Annotated in this window: 19 protein-coding genes; 4 read left to right on the top strand and 15 right to left on the bottom strand. The window is 57.0% G+C overall.

Going from position 1 to position 19,654, the window contains the following annotated elements; all coding sequences use genetic code 11:
• Positions 1-19: 19 nt before the first annotated feature.
• The 3 genes from WG938_RS10425 to hisH all read right to left on the bottom strand — a co-directional run bounded on the left by WG938_RS10425 (position 20) and on the right by hisH (position 2,437).
• Positions 20-832, bottom strand: a complete 813-nt coding sequence (locus tag WG938_RS10425; protein WP_339980204.1) for an inositol monophosphatase family protein — start codon at positions 830-832, stop codon at positions 20-22.
• Between the two features lie 67 nt (positions 833-899).
• The gene (gene priA / locus WG938_RS10420) at positions 900-1,631 is read right to left on the bottom strand and encodes a bifunctional 1-(5-phosphoribosyl)-5-((5-phosphoribosylamino)methylideneamino)imidazole-4-carboxamide isomerase/phosphoribosylanthranilate isomerase PriA (RefSeq protein WP_339980203.1); all 732 of its coding nucleotides are present in this window, start codon (positions 1,629-1,631) and stop codon (positions 900-902) included.
• A 107-nt stretch (positions 1,632-1,738) separates the two neighbouring features.
• Positions 1,739-2,437 carry an imidazole glycerol phosphate synthase subunit HisH gene (gene hisH, locus WG938_RS10415; protein ID WP_339980202.1) on the bottom strand — a complete coding sequence of 233 codons (699 nt, stop codon included), beginning with the start codon at positions 2,435-2,437 and terminating at the stop codon, positions 1,739-1,741.
• Between the two features lie 332 nt (positions 2,438-2,769).
• Here hisH and WG938_RS10410 point away from each other — a divergent pair, with 332 nt between their 5' ends.
• A complete protein-coding gene (locus tag WG938_RS10410; RefSeq protein WP_339980200.1) occupies positions 2,770-3,408 on the top strand; it encodes an arsenate-mycothiol transferase ArsC in 639 nt (212 codons plus the stop codon).
• A gap of 83 nt (positions 3,409-3,491) precedes the next feature.
• Here the strand turns inward: WG938_RS10410 and WG938_RS10405 are convergent, their stop codons facing one another.
• From WG938_RS10405 to hisD, 6 genes are read right to left on the bottom strand one after another with little or no spacing between them, the layout of a single operon-like run.
• Positions 3,492-4,724: an MFS transporter gene (locus WG938_RS10405; RefSeq protein ID WP_339980199.1), complete on the bottom strand. Its 1,233-nt coding sequence runs from the start codon at positions 4,722-4,724 to the stop codon at positions 3,492-3,494.
• 6 nt (positions 4,725-4,730) lie between these two features.
• Positions 4,731-6,065, bottom strand: coding sequence for an MFS transporter (locus tag WG938_RS10400; RefSeq protein ID WP_339980198.1), 1,335 nt, complete (start codon positions 6,063-6,065; stop codon positions 4,731-4,733).
• A complete protein-coding gene (locus tag WG938_RS10395; protein ID WP_339980196.1) occupies positions 6,066-6,230 on the bottom strand; it encodes a hypothetical protein in 165 nt (54 codons plus the stop codon).
• Complete coding sequence (gene hisB / locus WG938_RS10390) at positions 6,230-6,856, bottom strand: imidazoleglycerol-phosphate dehydratase HisB (protein WP_339980194.1); 627 nt, start codon at positions 6,854-6,856, stop codon at positions 6,230-6,232. Before hisB ends, WG938_RS10395 begins: the two co-directional genes overlap by 1 nt.
• A 2-nt stretch (positions 6,857-6,858) precedes the next feature.
• Complete coding sequence (locus tag WG938_RS10385) at positions 6,859-7,989, bottom strand: histidinol-phosphate transaminase (RefSeq protein ID WP_339980193.1); 1,131 nt, start codon at positions 7,987-7,989, stop codon at positions 6,859-6,861.
• A 34-nt stretch (positions 7,990-8,023) separates the two neighbouring features.
• The gene (gene hisD / locus WG938_RS10380; protein WP_339980192.1) at positions 8,024-9,394 is read right to left on the bottom strand and encodes a histidinol dehydrogenase; all 1,371 of its coding nucleotides are present in this window, start codon (positions 9,392-9,394) and stop codon (positions 8,024-8,026) included.
• A gap of 320 nt (positions 9,395-9,714) precedes the next feature.
• Between hisD and WG938_RS10375 the strand changes: the two genes are divergently transcribed.
• The 3 genes from WG938_RS10375 (at position 9,715) to WG938_RS10365 (ending at position 13,804) form a co-directional block, all read left to right on the top strand.
• Positions 9,715-11,451, top strand: a complete 1,737-nt coding sequence (locus WG938_RS10375; protein WP_339980191.1) for a hypothetical protein — start codon at positions 9,715-9,717, stop codon at positions 11,449-11,451.
• Positions 11,452-11,545: 94 nt separating this feature from the next.
• Positions 11,546-13,195, top strand: a complete 1,650-nt coding sequence (locus tag WG938_RS10370) for a hypothetical protein (RefSeq protein ID WP_339980190.1) — start codon at positions 11,546-11,548, stop codon at positions 13,193-13,195.
• A gap of 21 nt (positions 13,196-13,216) precedes the next feature.
• Positions 13,217-13,804 (top strand): hypothetical protein, encoded by a 588-nt coding sequence (locus tag WG938_RS10365; protein ID WP_339980189.1) that lies wholly within the window; start codon positions 13,217-13,219, stop codon positions 13,802-13,804.
• Here WG938_RS10365 and nadC read toward each other — a convergent pair whose 3' ends face one another.
• From nadC to bioB, 6 genes are all read right to left on the bottom strand, one after another.
• A complete protein-coding gene (nadC, locus tag WG938_RS10360; protein ID WP_339980188.1) occupies positions 13,805-14,689 on the bottom strand; it encodes a carboxylating nicotinate-nucleotide diphosphorylase in 885 nt (294 codons plus the stop codon).
• Positions 14,690-14,708: 19 nt separating this feature from the next.
• The gene (locus WG938_RS10355; RefSeq protein ID WP_339980187.1) at positions 14,709-16,295 is read right to left on the bottom strand and encodes an L-aspartate oxidase; all 1,587 of its coding nucleotides are present in this window, start codon (positions 16,293-16,295) and stop codon (positions 14,709-14,711) included.
• On the bottom strand, positions 16,292-17,317 hold the full coding sequence (nadA, locus tag WG938_RS10350) for a quinolinate synthase NadA (RefSeq protein ID WP_339980294.1): 1,026 nt from the start codon (positions 17,315-17,317) through the stop codon (positions 16,292-16,294). The genes WG938_RS10355 and nadA overlap by 4 nt, the downstream gene beginning before the upstream one ends.
• A gap of 193 nt (positions 17,318-17,510) precedes the next feature.
• Positions 17,511-18,134, bottom strand: a complete 624-nt coding sequence (locus WG938_RS10345; protein WP_339980186.1) for a hypothetical protein — start codon at positions 18,132-18,134, stop codon at positions 17,511-17,513.
• A 78-nt stretch (positions 18,135-18,212) separates the two neighbouring features.
• The gene (gene bsaP / locus WG938_RS10340) at positions 18,213-18,467 is read right to left on the bottom strand and encodes a biotin synthase auxiliary protein BsaP (RefSeq protein ID WP_339980293.1); all 255 of its coding nucleotides are present in this window, start codon (positions 18,465-18,467) and stop codon (positions 18,213-18,215) included.
• A gap of 56 nt (positions 18,468-18,523) precedes the next feature.
• Positions 18,524-19,549, bottom strand: a complete 1,026-nt coding sequence (gene bioB / locus WG938_RS10335; RefSeq protein WP_339980185.1) for a biotin synthase BioB — start codon at positions 19,547-19,549, stop codon at positions 18,524-18,526.
• Positions 19,550-19,654 lie beyond the last annotated feature (105 nt).

Genomic DNA, 19,654 nt, shown 5'->3' with positions numbered 1-19,654 from the left:
GGATGACGCGCGTTCCGAGCTACGCACGGAAGTCCTCAGGTGGCTGCAAGTCTTGGATGATCGAGAGCAACGTCGCATGCACATCGTTGGTACCTGCAAGCACGCCGACCGAATCTCTGGTCCATGGATCTCCGGCAATATCAGTCACGATGCCGCCGGCTTCACGGATTTGGAGAACACCTGCCGCGTTATCCCAAATATGAGGCGAAAACGTGACCGTGCCACCAAAAGCACCCATAGCTGTCGAAGCCAGATCCACGCCTACGGAACCAGAAATTCGAATCGTTGGGTATCGCTCGCCCACGCGTGCCAACAGCAACTGCCGCCATGATCGTGGGAAGGTGCCATCGTGCCGAGCGATCACTGACCCGAAGGCAATCGAAATGGGCCGGCCAGCTTCGGGGTCAAGGTGGACTTCCCTGCCATTCATGAAGGTGCCACCGCCCTTCGTTGCGGTAACGCGACGCCCCAACATTGGCATCGACGTCACTGACACAATGGGCTCGCCCTTGTGCAGCAAGGACAACAACATCGCGCACATGGGAAACCCAGCTGCGTAATTGGTGGTCCCGTCGATGGGGTCAATCACCCATACAGTGTCACTTGTTGGACGCTTGCCACCGAATTCCTCGCCATAGACCGGAAACCCCGTGAGCTGTGCCAACACTTCCCGCAGCCGTTGCTCAATTGCGAAATCAGCCTCGGTGGCAAAATCCCCGCGCGCCTTCGTTACTAGTGGAGCCGCACCAACATTGGCGGCAAACATTTCCTCGACTTCGTCGAGTGCGGCCTCCGCCATCGCCAATAGTGAACGGGGATCGAGCTCTGTCATCAGACTGCATCCATCTGCATGATAAGTACGCCGTCACGCCCACAAACTCAGGCGTGACACGTAGAACTTACTTAGAAATTGCGAGCGCTTCTTCCAGTGTGAAACGCCCTGCATACAGCGCCTTACCGACGATAGCCGAGTCAACACCATCGTCAACCAAAGTCTTAATAGCTTCGAGGTCTGCCAACGAAGAGACACCGCCCGATGCCACGATTGGCGCGCTGGTGGCTGCCGCGACGTCGCGAAGCAGATCAATATTAGGACCCTGCAATGTGCCGTCCTTGCTGACATCGGTAACCACGAAGCGGGAGCAGCCTTCCGAATCGAGGCGCTCCAGGACTTCCCACAGATCTCCACCGTCAGTCACCCATCCGCGACCACGCAGACGCCACTCACCATCAACGTTGCGGACATCCAGGCCGATTGCCACACGATCGCCGTAATTTTCAATGACCGTCTTGCACCACTCCGGGTTCTCCAGCGCAGCAGTACCGATGTTGACGCGACGGCAACCCGTAGCCAGTGCGGATTCGAGGGAGTCGTTATCGCGGATACCGCCAGACAACTCGACATCGACATCGAGCTTGCCGACGACGTCCTTCAGCAGCTCGTAATTCGAACCACGACCAAACGCCGCGTCTAGGTCAACCAAGTGGATCCACTCAGCGCCAGCATTTTGCCAATTCATTGCAGCTTCCAGTGGAGAGCCGTAGGACGTTTCCGTACCTGCGGCACCTTGAACGAGGCGTACTGCCTGGCCGTCTGCAACGTCGACAGCAGGAAGAAGGGTCAAGCTCATAGCGTGGATCGCTCCCTAGTTAGTTATTCAAGTGACGCAGAGAAATCGCACTGCCAGGACATGGCGCGCAACATGCGTCACGGTTCCCCCAAAGTATAGGTCGCGGACTACCGCGCCAAGGTAGCAACCCAGTTTCTGAGCAGTGCAAGTCCTGCGTCGCCCGACTTCTCTGGGTGGAATTGCGTTGCCCATAGTGGCCCGTTCTCGACGGCTGCGACGAAGGAATCGTTCTCGTGTTGCGTCCACGACACTTGTGGCGCTGCAATGTAGGAGTCATCCTCCATCGCCCAGTTTCGGACACCATACGAGTGCACAAAGTAGAAGCGCTCATTCTCGATGCCCGCGAACATTGCTGAGTTGTCAGCGACATCGACCGTGTTCCAGCCCATGTGAGGCAAGGTTTTCGCCTGCAGCCTCTCGACGGTCCCATTCCATTCGCCACAGCCAGGAGTACCGATCGCCCGGGAGCTTGGGTTGAATTCGTCAGCGTGGATGCCGTCCGCAAATTCGACGCCCCGCTCGAACAGGACCTGCATGCCGACGCAGATGCCAAAGACTGCGCGCCCACCTGCCAGTCGCGATCCGATCAATCGGGGTCCTTGCACCCGTTGGAGCCCTTCCATGCACGCCGCGTACGCGCCGACACCTGGTACTAACAAGCCATCTGCAGCCATCACAATTTTCGGATCAGCAGTGACGACAGTTTTTACACCAGTAGATGCGATAGCCCGTTCAGCGGAACGTAAATTTCCAGAACCGTAGTCAAGGATGGCAACGGTGAGGTGCGAAAAGTCTTCAGTCGTCATGTGTGGGAATTTTACGCTAGGGCTCGCGATCCACTGAAAGCACCTGTCACCTAGTCCAACACCTAATGCACATAAAAAATGTGCGCACATGTCGCGCGCATTTGTATGTCGGAAATCACCACACGCCGAACCATCACGGTTTAGCGGATGACCACGTGATGCAGTAAGGTTAACTGTAGGTTAACAAAAGGTTAAGCGGTAGTTCACCAGGAAGTAACTTACTTATTTCTTAGAACTTGAGCTTACGCACATACGTGTTTCTTACGAAGATACTCGGTAACGCGGTCGGTTTCTCAATCATCGCAGGCTGAGAGGAAGGGAAAGTCTTCATCATGCTCAACGACACTCTACTCAATCGCCAGTTCGCTATTATCCGCGAAGATATTCACCGTCGCTACGACCAGCTTCACGACGCTACGTTCATCGACGAAACACTCGACGCAGTCATCGCCGAGCTGAAGGAGACTGCAAAGGTCGAGACTTTCCTCCCTGTTCTCGCTGAACGGGAAACGGCAGAACGCCTCGAAGAGATCGCTGAAGCAGAGGGCAGGGAAGCTAGCTCCCGCAAGGAAATTCTCTTCGCATGTGAGAAGAATGCTGGGCGCTCTCAGCTCGCTTCGGCTATCACCCGCCATTTGGTTGGCGATGCAGTATTCGTACGCTCAGTTGGCATCGATCCAACCGGAGAGATTAACCCGACTGTTTTGCAGGTCCTCGAAGGTCGTGGCATCGATACCAGTGATCTGTACGCCAAGTCCATTACGCCACGACTATCGCACCGCGCAGATGTCGTCGTACTGATGGGTATCGACGAAATTCCTGGAGTGCCAGGCATGCAGTACGTCTCGTGGGATATCGACGACCCAGAAGGCAAGACCGAAGTCGAAGTCAACACCATCGCTGCTGACATCGAAGCGCACGTTCGCGAACTGCTCACCGACATGGGCGTTCTCGACGAATCAGCAGCATAAGTTAAGCAACATAAGCCCTGAAACGTTCAGAGCACATTTAGAAAGGGCGCACCAGATTACTGGTCGCGCCCTTAATCGTGCCCTTATTCTTGTGCTGCGGTCTTAGGTGCCACAGCGGTAGCCAGCAGAACGACGATGACTCCTGATACCGGGAGTATCAACAATGCCGTGCTCAAATTGGTCACGCTTGCGATGGAGCCGATGAGAGGGCTCGTCCCCATAAACCCAATCCGCATCAACCAACTGACCATCGTCAAACCGCCACCATCAGATACGCCGGGCAGCCGCGTAGCCATCCAATACGCCGACGGAACCAAAGTGGCACAGCCGAACCCCGCCAACATGAAACCGGCGTACATCACCACCACATTCGGCGCGAGCAGCACTAACACACCACCACACGCGATGAAGATCCCTCCCATTCGCGCGATTGCGACCCGACCGAAGGCGTCGATAAGCATGTCCCCTGTAAAGCGTCCTAGCATCTGCGCACCCACAATGAAGACGAATGCTGAGCCAGCCGAGGCGACATCAATCCCCTGCAATTCCACGGCGCTAAGCCCTGCCCAGTTCGATGCGATGTCTTCAATAACCACCGCGGCAATAGCAATGAGCACAAGAGGCAGTACGGCTTTAAAGACAGGCAGAGTCCACAATTTTTCGGTGCTGGAATGATGCTCGTGCGTGTGGCTGTCGGTGGCATCGTCGGGGTGCCGGGCTGCACTGCCCACCATGCGCACGGCGACCACGGACAGCAACGCAATCACAACAGCAGCTGTCACCATAAACACCGTGTAATTGATACCCGCCACGGCGGCTGTTGTAGCTAGCGCGCCACCTCCGGCTGCACCCAGACTCCAGCACGCATGCAAGCTGGACATGATCGATTTACCGCGACGATGTTCAACGCGAACTCCAATCAGGTTCTGCCCCACATCAGCCACCGCATCTGCTGCACCAAACAGAAGCAAAAGTGCGGCGAGCATCCATGCATTGGTCAGCCAACCAGCTGCTGCGACGACGAGGGCCATCGAGATTGTTCCACCAAGCACGGCACCGTTGGGACCGAACTTTCTCATCACCCAGGCCGGCAACACCGATGACAACAATGACCCGAACGGCATACATGCCACCACGAGACCGAATGCTGCCTCTGGCAATCCCCATTCCTTGATGAACGTCGGATACCACGGCACCAGTGATGCCATCATTGCGCCGTTGGTCGCAAACATCAGCGCTACGCCCAACGAATGTCGCGCTGCGTGGTCGGGTTGTCTTGATGAACCGTGGCCTGCCGATGCCGTTTCCGCTGTCATCGCCACCTACTTTTTTCTGCGTCGGGTGCGCACAGCATCCGTGGCTGCATCTCCCAGCTTCCGTAGCGATGCACGAGTGTTTTGATACTCGGCCACCCTGTGCTTGCCGACGACCCGGTCCATGAAAGCAACCAGCGCACCGCCAGCGACAAGACAGGAGGCAACTGCGAACACCGCTGGATATGGATGCAGCGCAACACCGGCTACAAACCCAAGCAAGAAGGACCCGACACCGGTTCCAGAGTCGAAGGAGATATTCCAGAATGCACTTGCTTCGGCATTCCGCTCTCGAGGCAGGCGGGCGAACATCAGCAGCAGTGCTTCGTTTTGGACAACACCAAAGCCTGCACCATATACAGCTGCCGCAACCAGGATGAGCCAGGCCGACCATTCCGCGACTGCCACGCCGGAAATAGCGATCAGACCCACAACACCAGCGAGCAACGCTGGCACCAGCAACAACCCAGCTCTGCTCTGCCGATCTGCATACACACCTGCCAGGTACCGGAACACCATTTGGGCGCCACCTAGTACTGATAAAGCGAGGCCGCCGACAATCGCACCGGCAGCTGGGTCGATCTCGCGTGCAGCTGGCGCCAGGAACGATGAGATTCCGCCGAAACCCATAGCAATCGAGCTCATGGCAATGGCGGGAACCAGAACAAGCTTCCACGTAGGAACTGTCGCGACAGCTGCGTCGCCCTTGGCAGTGGAGGCGGATTTTGTCGCCTTGGGCGACGCCTTGATTCGTGGGATCAGCAAAGCCATGGCTGAGCCAACGAGAGACACAATGGTGCCCACGACATATACCGCCGAGTAACTACCCAAGTAATCCGCCATCACGAGGCCCAATGGCAAAAAGACCAGTTGGGCAATACCGACTGCCAAACCCAATGTGCCAGACGCTTTGCCCAGGAATTTCAAAGGCACGAGTTCGGCAATCAATGCCGATTCCGCGACCGTGAGAGCACCAAATCCCATGCCACGGAGAACTGCGATGACCAACACCAGCCACATGTCAGTGCCGAATAGATGCAGTAGCGTCGGCAAGCCCAAGAAAAGCCCAGAAATGAACATGGTTGTGCCGTAACCAAGTGAGCGCAGCAACCGTGGCGTCTGGGTTTGGGTAAGAACGGTCGCGGCCATAAAGACACCGGTATATGCGCCTGCAAGACCGTTAGATCCGCCACCATCGAGAATGGCCTGTGGGATCGTTGGAAGAAGCAATGACCACCCACCGAATGCTGCGAGAACCGCGACCAGGGTGGGTTTCAATCCGGGTGCTTCCCACATGCTGCCAAGCTGATCGAGCTCGGACCGGTTTAGCACCCGTTTTGCCATTTAGTTTGCTGCTCCTAGATACCAGTAGATTGCTGCCGCAGTGGCCAGTACTGCCAGCAGTCCCATGACGATGGTTAACTTCATTGAACCAGACTTGTATGCCGACCAGGTACCGCCAACCAACAGGCCGGCGATAGCCATCAACATGTACGTAGCAAGTTCCATTACAGCGTGCCCTTCGTGGACGGAACGCCGTCTACACGTGGATCGGATTCAACGGCAGCGCGCAGCGCCCGGGCAACAGCCTTGTACTCTGCTTCAGTGATGTGGTGTGGATCGCGACCGTATAGGCAACGAACATGCAAAGCAATGCGAGCATTGTATGCAAACGACTCGAAGAAGTGCTGGTTGATCACCGTTGCATAATGTCCACCAATCATGGCTGTGACCATTTGCTCTGGTTCACCAGTGGCAACGAAGTATGGACGACCCGAGACATCGACGACAGCATGCGCCAGGGTCTCGTCCATAGGAATGAAGCAATCGCCAAAACGACGAATGCCCTTCTTGTCTCCCAGCGCCTCTGCAAAGGCCTGACCCAAGACAATGCCGGTGTCTTCCACAGTGTGGTGCGCATCGACGTCAGTGTCGCCCTTCGCATGCAGCTTCAGGTCGAAGCTGCCGTGCGAGGCAAATGCGGTCAACATGTGGTCGAAGAATGGTAGTCCCGTGTCGATGTCGCACGTACCGGTGCCGTCGAGGTTGACGGTGCACACGATGGAGGATTCGTGCGTTGCGCGATCAACAGAACCGATGCGATCCTCTGTGGTGTCTGGCAAAGAGTGCGTCATCTCTAATTCTTTCCCTTCAGGCTGGTTGCATCTGTTGCAATAGCAGCCGCTGCATCCAAGAATGCATCGTTTTCCGCTGGTAGGCCAATGGTTACCCGCAAGCGATGTGGCACACCGACATCTCGAATGAGCACACCATTGTCCAAGAACTGCTGCCACGCTGTTGCAGCATCAGTGAACTTACCGAAGAACACGAAGTTTGAATGCGACTCGATCACGTCGTAGCCGAACTCTTTAAGTTTTGCGACGACCCGGTCACGCTCCTTTGCCAACGTGGCAACTGTGCCCAGAGTTTCGTCTGCGTGTCGAAGAGCGACTGTAGCGGCGACCTGAGTCAGTGTGGACAGGTGGTACGGCAGGCGCACCAACATCACCGCATCAATGAACGCCGGCGCTGCAACAAAGTAACCCAATCGACCACCTGCGAAGTCAAAAGCCTTACTCATCGTTCTGCTGACAACCAGTTTGTTTGGGAACTCAGAAATCAAATGCACTGCCGACGGTTCATCGGTGAATTCGGCATACGCTTCGTCGACAATGACGATGCCCGGCGCGGCAGCCACAATGTCGCGCAGAAGTTCAGTGCTGGCAAGGTTACCGGTGGGATTGTTCGGCGAGGTCACGAAGATGACATCAGGCTGGTGTTCCTTGATAGCTGCAAGCGCGACGTCCTTGTCGATATCAAACGTGTCAGGATTACGCTCTACTCCAATAAACTCCGTCTGCGTTCCCGACGACAAGATTGGGTGCATGGAGTAGCTAGGGACGAATCCCATGGCTTTGCGGCCCGGTCCACCAAATGTCTGCAACAGCTGTTGCAAGATCTCGTTGGAACCATTGGCTGCCCACAAGTTCTCGACGCCGAGGGCAACACCCGTGCGTTCCGTCATGTACTTCGCGAGGGCAGTACGAAGCTCAACCGAGTCGCGTTCTGGATAGCGATTGAGGTCGCTAGCTGACTTTTCTACTTGCTGTACGAGCTCAGCGATCAGAGCATCGGACGGTGGAAATGGGTTCTCGTTGGTGTTCAGGCGAACATCAACATCCAGCTGTGGTGCGCCATACGCTTCCTCACCACGCAGTTCATCCCGCAATGGCAGATCCGCGAGGGTGACCTTTTCTAGCTTTTCCATGAATCTCTTTCAGTCCAGGTTTCCTTGATAGCGACTAGTTCGCGGAATCTTCAGCAGCGGAGTCGTATTCTTGAGCTGCCAGGAGGTCTTCAAAACGAGCACGAATAGCTTCACCGTGCGCTGGCAGTCGCTCGGCATCTGCCAACGCAACCACAGTGTCTGCGACACCCTTCAACGCAGCTTCGTCGTACTCAACAACGTGCATAGCCTTTAAGAAGGTGTGCGTAGACAAGCCCGACGAATGTCGAGCAGTACCCGACGTTGGCAAAACGTGGTTGGATCCTGCCGAATAATCCCCGAGTGGTACTGGTGAAAAACGACCAACGAAAATGGCACCAGCATTGCGAATCTGCTGAGCATCTGCAGCAGATTGAGCAGTGTGTACTTCCAAGTGTTCCGCAGCATATGCATCCGCGACCTGGATGCCAATCTCCATGTTGTCCACCAACACGACACCCGATTGCTGGCCTTCCAGTGCCTCGCGAACGCGGTCGGCATTCAATGTCACGTCGTAACGGTTTTCGATTTCCCGATCAACTGCCGCCGCAAGCTCTTCAGAATCAGTGATGAGCACCGACGCTGCCATGACATCGTGCTCTGCCTGCGAGATCAGGTCGTATGCCACCGACACCGGATCAGCAGTGGAGTCCGCCAAAATGGCAATTTCAGTGGGGCCGGCTTCCGAATCAATGCCGACAACGCTTCGGCACAAGCGCTTCGATGCCGTGACGAAGATATTTCCTGGGCCAGTAATCATGTCCACCGGTTCCAACGCCTGCGAGCCATCTGCAGGAGCATCATCGCCGTACGCCAGCAATGCCACAGCCTGGCCGCCACCAACTGCCCACACTTCCGTGACACCAAGCAGCGCACACGCAGCCAGAATTGTTGGGTGAGGCCACCCGCCGAAGTCAGCCTGCGGTGGCGATGCCACAACCAACGACTCCACGCCAGCTTCTTGAGCTGGAATCACGTTCATCAACACACTGGACGGGTACACCGCATTACCGCCAGGTACGTACAGACCAACGCGACGTACCGGCACCCACTTTTCCTTCACGATGCCGCCTGGCACTACCTCGACCGTCACATCCGATGGGCGCTGAGCAGCATGGAACTTCCGGATGCGCTGAATAGATTCCTCCAACGCAGCACGAACGCTGTCGTCCAAGTTCTCCAGTGCCTCCGCAATAACCTCAGCCGGAACCAGCAAAGACTGGGGACGAACCTTATCGAACTTCTCCGAATACTCCATAGCAGCAGCGACACCACGGGCTGCGACATCCTCAACAACAGGACGAACCGTTGGAATCATCGACTCCACGTCAGCTGCACCACGAGGCAACGCTCGGCGCAGCTCGGCGGTTGTTGGGGTCTGGCCACGCAAATCAATTGTGGAGAGCATTGGTGCGGGAAGCCACCTTCCGGAGTTGATCGAATTTCGTACACGGATAAGCATAGATTGCCCCGCGGATTGTCCTCGATTCACGGTGTCATTCGTGGCCATTTTCCAGGAAAAATACACCCGTTTCATACGAGTAACACTGTGAACTTCGGCGTAAACGGAAATCATTTCGTAATGGAACTAGTATCTAAGCGTAATATTGCTTACTCTTAGCTGTGATTCCAACAGGATTCCGCAGTTGACACGCAGGCGCAAAAGCAGGCGCGTGCGGGTAAGCGCACACCCAAGTGCGTTCCTAAAGGTAGGAGTGAAGCAGCATCGTGGAAGCGAATTCAGCTCTGGCAGATGCCATTAAGAACAACACGGTATTGCCAGCCGAACAGTTGATTCGGATTCATGCTGATGCCATTGATCACGTACACCCGCTCGCAGAGCGTCGCGCGGAATCAATGTTTGCACGCCACCACTGGGACACGTCGGAAAGCGAGCTGCCAGTAGACCTCCACGGCGCGTTTTTCCGCATGAAACGCACTATTGCCCGAGGTCTCGGCCTGGATGAGCTCGCTCATCACACCGCGTTGCAGTGGGCTGCGTGGGCTTCGGACCGTCGTGAAGCTGCCGAAATTTGGCAAGCACGTGCACGACTCGCGGAGGATGAAGCCACCCGCTACCTCACCTTCTTGTCCGACGATTTTTCGGCAAGCGCAGATGAGTCCGAAGTCCCGCTTCTCGCCCGCATGGTGAAGGAACTCCCCGAGTTGCGGGATCTCATCACAGGCGACGCGTCGGCTGAGTTCAAGGACTTCTCGTTTGATGGCCGGCAGGCCTCCGAGTCATTGCAACCAACAATTCAGCACGCCCAGGATCTGTCTGGTCGCGAACGTCTCGAAGCCGTCGCTTCTGACGAGAACCGTCGCATTGGTCGTGCGCTTCTCGACGCTCTCTTGCGGGTAGAAGCGTGTTGCATTCGTGTTGGCCGCCAGGATTTGGCAGCGCCGTTGCAGGACGTGCTCCGGGATCTTGCTCAACGACCGGAAGAAGATGACCTGCGTGACGCCGTCGCATTGATGGACGCTCGCCAGTTACATGATGACGGCGACCTGATGAAGGCAGCACGTACGTGCGCTGCCGGACTGAAGTCGCCAGCGGGGGAACCTATCACCGCCTCCCTGGCCTACCGCCAGAACTTGGCCATGTACTCAATGGAAACCGAACACTTCGACACTGCATTGCGCATGTTACGTGCCAACGTGCAGGCCACGGAGGCTCAGGGGCTTGATCTCGACCACATCGTGTCAACCCGACTGCTCGGTCAAGTCATGATCGAATCCGGCGACACCAGCAATCTCCTCGCCGTCACATCGTCGGCTCTGGACGCAACGGAAGGAATGCCGGACTCCCCTATCGTCATGGATGTCCGCCTCCACCACGCCACTGAATTGCTTGGTGCCGGACGCACTGAAGAAGCCCAGCCTCTGGCGGAAGAAATTGCCGCGTGGTCGGACAACACGTCGAATCACGCCCGCACGGCACACGCATGTCGAATCGCTGCCATAGCTGCTTTCAAGTCTGGAAACTACGCACACTCGGCCGTTCTTTACGACGCACTGGCAGAGGTTCGGTCCCGCTTTGAGTCACGTACGTCTCCGGCGGCAACTCTCGAACAAGCTGCGACAGAGATGAACGATGCCGCTGCTGATCCAGAGATCGTCGAAAACCTCATGTCTCGGGCCGCCGAATATCTGGACACTCCGGAAGAAACTGCACATTGGTATCGCCAGTTTGCTGCGCTGAAGTGGGCCAACTGGGACGATGTCCCCGCTCGTACCAACGCCGAAAAAGCCGCGGAGATTTTCACCAGCATTGACATGCCTCTGGAGGCCGCCGATGCACTTACATACGCCCTGCGTTCTGCACTCAGCTCCAACGATGACCGAGCTTCGTTGGAATACCTCCGACGGATCCACGAGCTCGCGCCGGGCGATACCGATATTCAAGCAACCGTCGCACAGATTATGGCTGACGCTGAGACCAAGAAATCAGCGCCGGCGGACTAACCAGCATCGATTTAGGTTCTCCACGCTATCTCCGCAGTCCCGTCAAAACTAATGTTGTTTTGTCTTTACGCCACATTCGCCCCACAATGGTGAGATGACGTGGTGGATGACAGAGCCGGAAGATCAGTTTGCTTCGGCGCAAAACGAAGGATCGGACGATGCTGATCCGATTCCTCCTCGCTATGCAGAAACTGAGCCACCAGAGGTACCGGTCGAGCTAGAAGCGTTGCTTGATTTTTCACGTGAAGCTGCCCGCTCGCTTGATCATGTGTCCAGTTGGCGCGCTGTTTCTACCTTCGCGCGGACCTTTTGGCTCGACGATAGCGCGTCCAAAGATCTCGCTGAGGACAAGCGTGGAGAATTCTTCGCGCTCCGGCATGCGGTTGCCGATCAGCTCGAGCTTGTCGACGAAGCCGAAGAAGCCCGCACTCAATGGCTCGATTGGGCGATTCGCACCAACCGCCCAGCTGCGGCTTTCCATGCTCGTTCATTCGGTGCGTTTGCCGAAGCCGAGAAATTCGTTGACAGCCATCCGGGAGATCTCTTCTCCGGTGCCCGTCCAACAGACCACGATGTGCCACAGCTAACCAGCTTGGCCCGAGACATCTTAGATCTCGAGTTGGAAGATGGCTCGCCACTTGCCTATCAATACGCGCTGTCTGCCGCCGTAGCCGGTGCTTCTGCATCACTAGCCCGTCGCCCCGATATCGCCGAGGCACTCGCGAATTGGGCGCGCACCTACGCACCGAAACGAGCTGGCGACGATGACCGTCGACTGCTTGATGCCCAGCTTGCGCATGGTCGAGGCGAGCTCCGCAAGGCAGCTCACATTTGCGCAGAAGTCGCGGCTTCTCCGAAGTCGGAACCCGTCACCAGCACAATTGAAGCTCGTCAGATGCTGGCCTTCTTGTCGCTGGAAGCCGAGGAGGAATCCGAGGCCATTCGGCAGCTGCGCCCCGTGGTCACAGTGGGGCTGCACCACGACTTAACCGTCGGCACGCTTCGTTCTGCACGACTACTCGCGGCGTTGCTCAACTCTAACGGCCAGTACGACGATGCCCAATCAGTGTCCGCCGAAGCTTTGCGACGGGCAGCCGGCATGCCCATCAATCCACTGTCGATGGATATTCAACTGATTTATGCCCGTTCTCTTTTCGACGCCGGCGACGATGACGGCGCACTTCGATACGCAGAACCGGTGGCACATTGGTCAACGTTTACGTCCGACGAAGAACGTACCGATGCCGCATTCACCATCGCAGCCTCAGCTGCTGGACGCAGTGGCGATATTGAGCATGCGGTCAGCCTTTTCGAGCAGCTCGCTGATAACGCTCGCTCACTTGGCGACGATAACCGTGCCTCACGTGCGCTTCGCCAAGCAGCACGATCTGTGGCTTCGGTGGATCTCAATCAAGCAGAGGATCTGATGATAAGGGCTAGAGACTTGATTTCAGATGGCTGGTCTATTGCGGACTGGCACGATGACCTCGCCTTTGTGTACTGGATGGCCGGCAACGAAGACTTGGCGCTCGGCCATGTCGATACCGCTGCTGCGGGGTACCTCGAAGCCGGCGACGGCGAGGAGGCAGCGCGCGCCTTGCTGACTGGTGTGCGCTGTTGTGTCGATAGAGGACAACCGGACGACGCTCGTCGTTATGCAGCGCGCATTGAGAAATTACTACCGGAACCAACGTGGTCAGGGCATCCTGTGCTTGACGCACTGCAAGAGATTTTGAACATGTAGTCCCGGGTAGTCTTGTCGGTTATGGATGCGTCTTCTAAGAACTTGAATCCGCAACAGCTGTTCGCCGATGCCCAGGCCCTCGCCGAGCAGCAGCGCCTGTGGGGTGCTGCCGATGTGCTAATGAGTGGTTTTGCGCAGCTCGGCGACGCCGCTGATGCGCCACAAACGGACTCGTTGGGGCGCCCCATCCGTGGCTCCGCACCGCGACTCATGGATAAAGCTGCAGACTGGCTAGATTTCCTGGACAATCTCGAAGCCGATGGCCAAGAGTCTCCGGAGGGAACACCACCCAGGGATTTGCGCTGGGCACAGTGGCATACCTTGACGGGGCAAGCGGAAGTTCGTCGTCAGCATCCTGGCCGTGCCGTCGATCATTTGGAGCTCGCTGCGGGGCTTTTCGAGTCGGAAGAACTCTATCTACAAGCAGTTCCGCTGCTCGCACAAGTTGCACAGTGCCAACTCGCTGTTGACGATGTGCCACGCGCTGAAGATGCGCTACACCGTGCACGTACCCTCACGACGCGCGACCACACAACTGCACAGCAGGCACGCGATCGCTTTGGCGAAGCGCTCGACGAGATTGCCGCCGACATCGCGTCGCGACTCTAGCTAGAAATCCAAGCCCAAGTCCAGCACATGGACGGAGTGGGTCAGGCCACCGATGGCCATGAAGTCCACTCCACATGTTGCGTATTCCCGAGCCACATCAATGGTCAATCCACCAGACGATTCAAGCTGCGTTGCTGGGGAGACCTGTGCACGACGCTGCACTGCAATCTGGGTTTGCCACACTTCGAAGTTGTCGAGCATGACCAGTTCCGGCTTCAGTGGCAAGATCTCATCAAGCTGCTCGAGCGTATCCACCTCAATTTCGCACTTCAATTCAGGGTACGCACGACGCACTCGTTCCAGGGTTTCCCGCACGTCGCCAACAGCTGCGACGTGGTTGTCCTTGATCAATGCCTCGTCGCCAAGTCCGAAGCGGTGGTTTACGCCACCTCCACAGCACACGGCGTACTTCTGCAAATTGCGCATACCTGGCAATGTCTTGCGGGAGTCTCGAACGCGAGTGCCAGTACCAGCAATCTCGTCAACCCAGTCTCGGGTCTGCGTCGCGATGCCCGATGCATGCGTCACGATATTCAACAGCGTGCGCTCAGCGGTCAACAATCCTCGGGTTGGCGCCTCAATCTCAGCAACGACGGTTCCTGGGTGAACGCGCTCGCCATCTGAGACCAGAATTTCGACGGAGAAATCGTCTGCAATGACTTCTTCCAGGGTCCACTGAATTGCAGCCGCGCCAGCAATGATGCCTTCTACACGGGACACCACACGCCCTGTCGCGCGTTGCGAAGCCGGAACCGTCGCCAATGATGTCACATCCGGGCCGTAACGCAGGTCTTCCTGCAGAGCCGTGCGAATTAGTCCACGGGTAATGTGCTCGTCCAGCTGACCAGCATCCGGCCCAACATTGCTGCCGAAAGTTCCACTCATGTTTGTCTTGCTTTCTTCTTTATTCCAACCAGGTATGACATCCGAGCGTATACGGACGTTGCGCCGCAGCGGCGACAATCGCCTTCGCAACCACGACTTGAGGAGCAGCAGGCAACGTCGCCAGCACCGCCGCAACGGACGCTAGGGACTCGGCATTGCGCGTTACCCCAGCACCACGTGTCATGGCCTGTTGCAATTTATCCAGATTCCGGGCGCTTAACCGTGGGCGCCGTCGCCCCGTTGCGCTGCGTGCAGGTCGCCCCGCACGCTTCACGCACGCTTCCGCTGGCCATGGCAACGCGGCGGGGTTCTTGTCGGCGCCTTGTACTTCTATCACCCATGCTGCATCTTCTGCGACTCGCTTGCCGACGACTAAGCCCTCAAGCAACGAATTCGATGCCAGGCGATTAGCGCCATGCAGACCAGTTCGCGAACACTCTCCCCCTGCGTACAGCTGTGGCACACAGGTCCGACCATGCACATCCACATCAATGCCACCACAGGTGTAATGCACCGCTGGCGCGACTGGTAACAAGTCAGTCGCCGGATTCAATCCGGCTGTGGCAACCCCTGCGGTGACCGTCGGAAAGCGTTCACATACGTCTGGAATATGACGTGCGTCGAGGTAAACGCAGTCGTCGCCGAGTTCGCTCATGCGTGTAGCGACGGCACGCGAGACGATGTCGCGTGGTGCCAAGTCCCCGCGTGGATCGACACCATCGGTGACGCTCTTTCCTCGGGAATCGACAAGTCGTGCTCCTTCACCTCGAACAGCTTCAGAGATGAGTGGGCGACGTCCACGGCGATCGCGGTCAAAAAGAACAGTTGGGTGAAACTGAATGAACTCCATGTCGGCTAGAGTTGCGCCGGCGTCCAGGGCCAGGCACAGGCCGTCGCCGAAAGCGCCTTCTGGCGCCGTCGTAGAGCGGTAGAGATGACCTACTCCGCCGGTCGCAATGAGTGTGGCAGTCGATGTCACACAACCCAAACCACGGGGATCTCGAATGAGCGCGCCTGTCGCCCGGCGAGAATCGTCAACGACGATATCCTCGGCGGCGGCATTCTGCAGAACTCGAATTCCTGACACAGACGCTTCCAGAGCGCGTTGGATCTCGGCTCCAGTTGCATCACCGCCAGCGTGAATGATGCGCCGAGCGCTATGCCCACCTTCGCGAGTTCGCGACAGCACTTCTGGATGCGTCGGATCAGGATCAAATTCAGCGCCGAGGCCGATCAACCACTCCACTGCTTCGCCAGCTCCGCCAATGATGCTGCGTACTGCATCTTCATCGCAGTGACCGGCACCGGCGTCGAGGGTATCGGCGACATGCGATTCGACGGAATCATCGATGCCGTTGGCGAGGTGGCCCGTCGGGTCGTCGGCAAGGCCGACAACCGCTAGGCCGCCTTGTGCCAGATTCGTGGCTGCCGTGTCGAAGCGTAGGTGTGAGCGAGCGCCAGTACGCCACTCCCCTTTGTCAACGAGCAGGACATCAAGACCTAGTTCGCGACCACGACGGGCAGCTGACAACCCTGCCACGCCCGCACCGATAATGAGCAGGTCGCAGGACAGATCCCAGTCGTAGCCGGAGGGTGACGGGATCATTCACCGCCACCAGGATTGCCGATAGCAATCATGCGTTCGACCGACTTGCGAGCACGCTCAGCGATGTCGGCATCAACATCAACTTCGTCGACTCCTTCGGCCAAACAACGCAGCAGCGCCGCTGGCGTAATCAGCTTCATGTACTTGCAGGATGCGCGATCGTTCACTGGCTCGAATTCAACACCTGGCGCGGCCTTCTTCAGCTGGTGCAACATGCCCACTTCGGTAGCCACCAGAACTTTGGCGCCTGGCTTGTGCGCGTCTTCAACCTTCTTGGCCTCCGTCAACATTGCGCCAGTTGAAAGCATGTGCACACGCTCTGGAGCAATCGTGCCTTCGCCTGCCAGGTAGATAGCAGAGTTAGCGCAACCGCATTCTGGGTGAATGAACAAGTCAGCTTCTGGGTCTTCAGCTGCACGACGCGCCAACTCGTCACCGTTGATGTTCGCGTGCACGTGGCACTCGCCCGCCCAAATATGCATGTTCTCGCGGCCAGTTTCCCGCTTGACGTGTGCGCCGAGGAACTGGTCAGGGTTAAACAGGATTTCCTTATCTGCAGGCAGCGACGCAACAACATCGACAGCATTCGACGACGTACAGCAGACATCGGTTTCAGCCTTAACGTCGGCCGTCGTGTTGACGTAGCTGACAACCAATGCGTCCGGATGCTCCGCCTTCCACTCTCGCAGTTCATCTGCGGTGATGGAGTCAGCCAACGAGCAGCCTGCACGCTCATCTGGAATAAGCACCGTCTTGTCCGGGCTCAGGATCTTCGCGGTCTCGGCCATGAAGTGCACACCGCAGAACACAATCACGTCCGCTTCCGTCTCTGCTGCGATACGGGACAACCCCAGCGAATCGCCTGTGTAGTCGGCGATATCCTGGATCTCGGGCAACTCGTAGTTGTGGGCCAAGATGACGGCGTTGCGTTCCTTCGCCAGTCGCTTTACTTCAGCAGCCCATTCAGGGGTGGCTTCGACACCTTCGTAGTTAGTGCCGTTGTCGACAACCTTCTTTGCCAATTCAGACTCGATTGGCTGCAACGTAGTAGCTTGCTGGCTGGTCACGTGACTCTTCCTTACAAGTTTTCAAGGGTGTCACAGTCGGCCTGCAGCCCTCGCGGGCATCAAAGACGCACCCAACCGTGACATCAGGGGGTAGCTGGCCACAATCTTAGTCCGATGGCAGCGCAATTCTGCACTTGGAGCCACGAAACTACGTTTGTGAGACAATCTGTTCGCTTTCCGACGAGTCGTCGTCAAGCACCACGAGCCCAAGCCAATACACAATCATCGCCACGAGCGGCAGTACTAAACCGGCAATATACGTGGAGAATTCAGGGATTATCGTCGCTGTCTCCCACACTTTGAGGTGCGCAACGTCCGTGGTGCGAAACGATCCCACGAACTGACCGGCGAGAGTAAATGCGCCCGCGCCTACGAGCCCCGAGAGGCCAACCCAGTTCTGCATAACGAGCCCGCGCCGCTGCGGAAGGCGACGGTACGTCACTGCTCCGAGAATCAAGCCCGCGACCGCAATCACGGCAACATAGGTGAGGACGGTGGCAAAACTGGCATCGAGGGATTCTTGGGGAATCATCAATTGTCCATTGCCTGCTCCCACGACTTCCTGTGTTGGTCGCAAAACACCCCAGACAATGCCGGCACCGGCAGACAAGATGATGGCCTGCAGCACGACGCTAGAAAAATCTTTCACAAGTGACTTCTTCAGCTTCTTGATTTCTGCAGCTGACATAGTTTCCGGCGAACTGGCGTCGTCCGTATTACCGCTGTGCGACGACGGCCCACCGAGGGCAGCAGTAGGAAGAGAATTGGCCATGCCAAGAATCTACTAGAGTCTCGACATGGCCGAACAGTGTTGCCCAATTGTGTTACTAATGAGCGTGACTAAATACGGTCAGCGACGCTCAAGCATTTCTGAATCGACCTCGCCATGGCGAGAACACTTGGCCGTCCACCCGTCGGGGCGCACCTGTACCACCATGCGACGCCCGCACAGCTGGCAGTAACGAGGAGCTTCGAGGCCTGCACGAGCGCTATGGCTCCGCTGCTTGAACTCCCCTGCGGCGAGATGCGCCCCGGTGAATGGATCATAAATGGGTTCGTCTTGCACGACGATTGCCTGCAGGAGATCCGTGTTCGCTGTCTTCATCATGTGCGCACCTTGCCGGTTGACAGTTCTACGTTTGGTCTTTGTTTGAACAGCTCTTAGACGGTGGCGTTCAGAGCCTTGATTGGCAGGCGAATCTTGCCCAACATATCCAGATCCTGCTCAGCTGGGCGTCCCAGGGTGGTCAGGTAGTTGCCGACGATAACTGCGTTAATGCCACCGAGCAGACCCTGCTCAGCACCCAGGTCGCCCAAGGTCAACTCACGTCCACCAGCGAAGCGCAGAATGGTCTTTGGCAACGCCAGTCGGAACGCACCAATTGCGCGCAATGCATCCTTTGCTGGCAGTGGCTCACGGTTTTCGAATGGGGTGCCCGGACGAGGGTCAAGGAAGTTCATTGGCACCTCAGTTGGGTTGAGCTTCTGCAAATCCTGAGCGAACTCTGCACGCTGTTCAACGGTTTCGCCCATACCCAAAATGCCGCCACAACATACTTCCATGCCTGCTTCGCCAACCATTCGGAGGGTTTCCGCACGTTCCTCCCACGTGTGGGTAGTAACAACCTGCGGGAAGTAGGACTTTGCGGTTTCCAAGTTGTGGTTGTAGCGGTGAATGCCTGCAGCAGCCAAGCGGTCGACCTGCTCCTGAGACAAGATGCCAAGCGACGCAGCGACGTTGATGTCAACTTCCGCCTGGATAGCCTTTACTGCGTTTTCCATCTGGCTAATCAGTGCGTCGTCTGGACTCTTTACTGCTGCAACAATGCAGAACTCGGTAGCGCCCGTCTTCTGGGTTTGCTTCGCTGCTTCCACGAGAGAAGGAATGTCGAGGCGCGCCGCACGAACTGGGGACTCGAACAGACCGGACTGGGAGCAGAAGTGGCAATCCTCTGGGCAGCCACCAGTCTTCAGCGAAATGATGCCTTCGACCTCAATTTCTTCACCACACCACTTCAGACGAACTTCATGGGCTAGCTGCAGGAGCTCTTCGATGCGATCTTCATCAATGTTCAGAGCAGCAACGGTCTCTTCATAGTTCAGACCTTCACCACGACCCAAGACCTTCTCGCGGGCGATCTCGATGATGTCGCGATCCAGGGTTGCTGCTTCAGGGGTGGCTGCCATTGATGTCTCCAGTTCTCGGAAAAGGGGGTCAAGCACAACAGAGTCAAACAGAATTGAACAGTGCTCGAGTTAGTTTAACTGCAATACTAGAACACTGTTCAACCC

The sequence above is a fragment of the Corynebacterium sp. H113 genome, assembly GCF_037572315.1.
In the GTDB taxonomy this organism is placed as follows: Bacteria; Actinomycetota; Actinomycetes; order Mycobacteriales; family Mycobacteriaceae; genus Corynebacterium.
The sequence above is the reverse complement of the archived record's forward strand: the minus strand, read 5'-3'. Positions and strand labels throughout refer to the sequence as shown.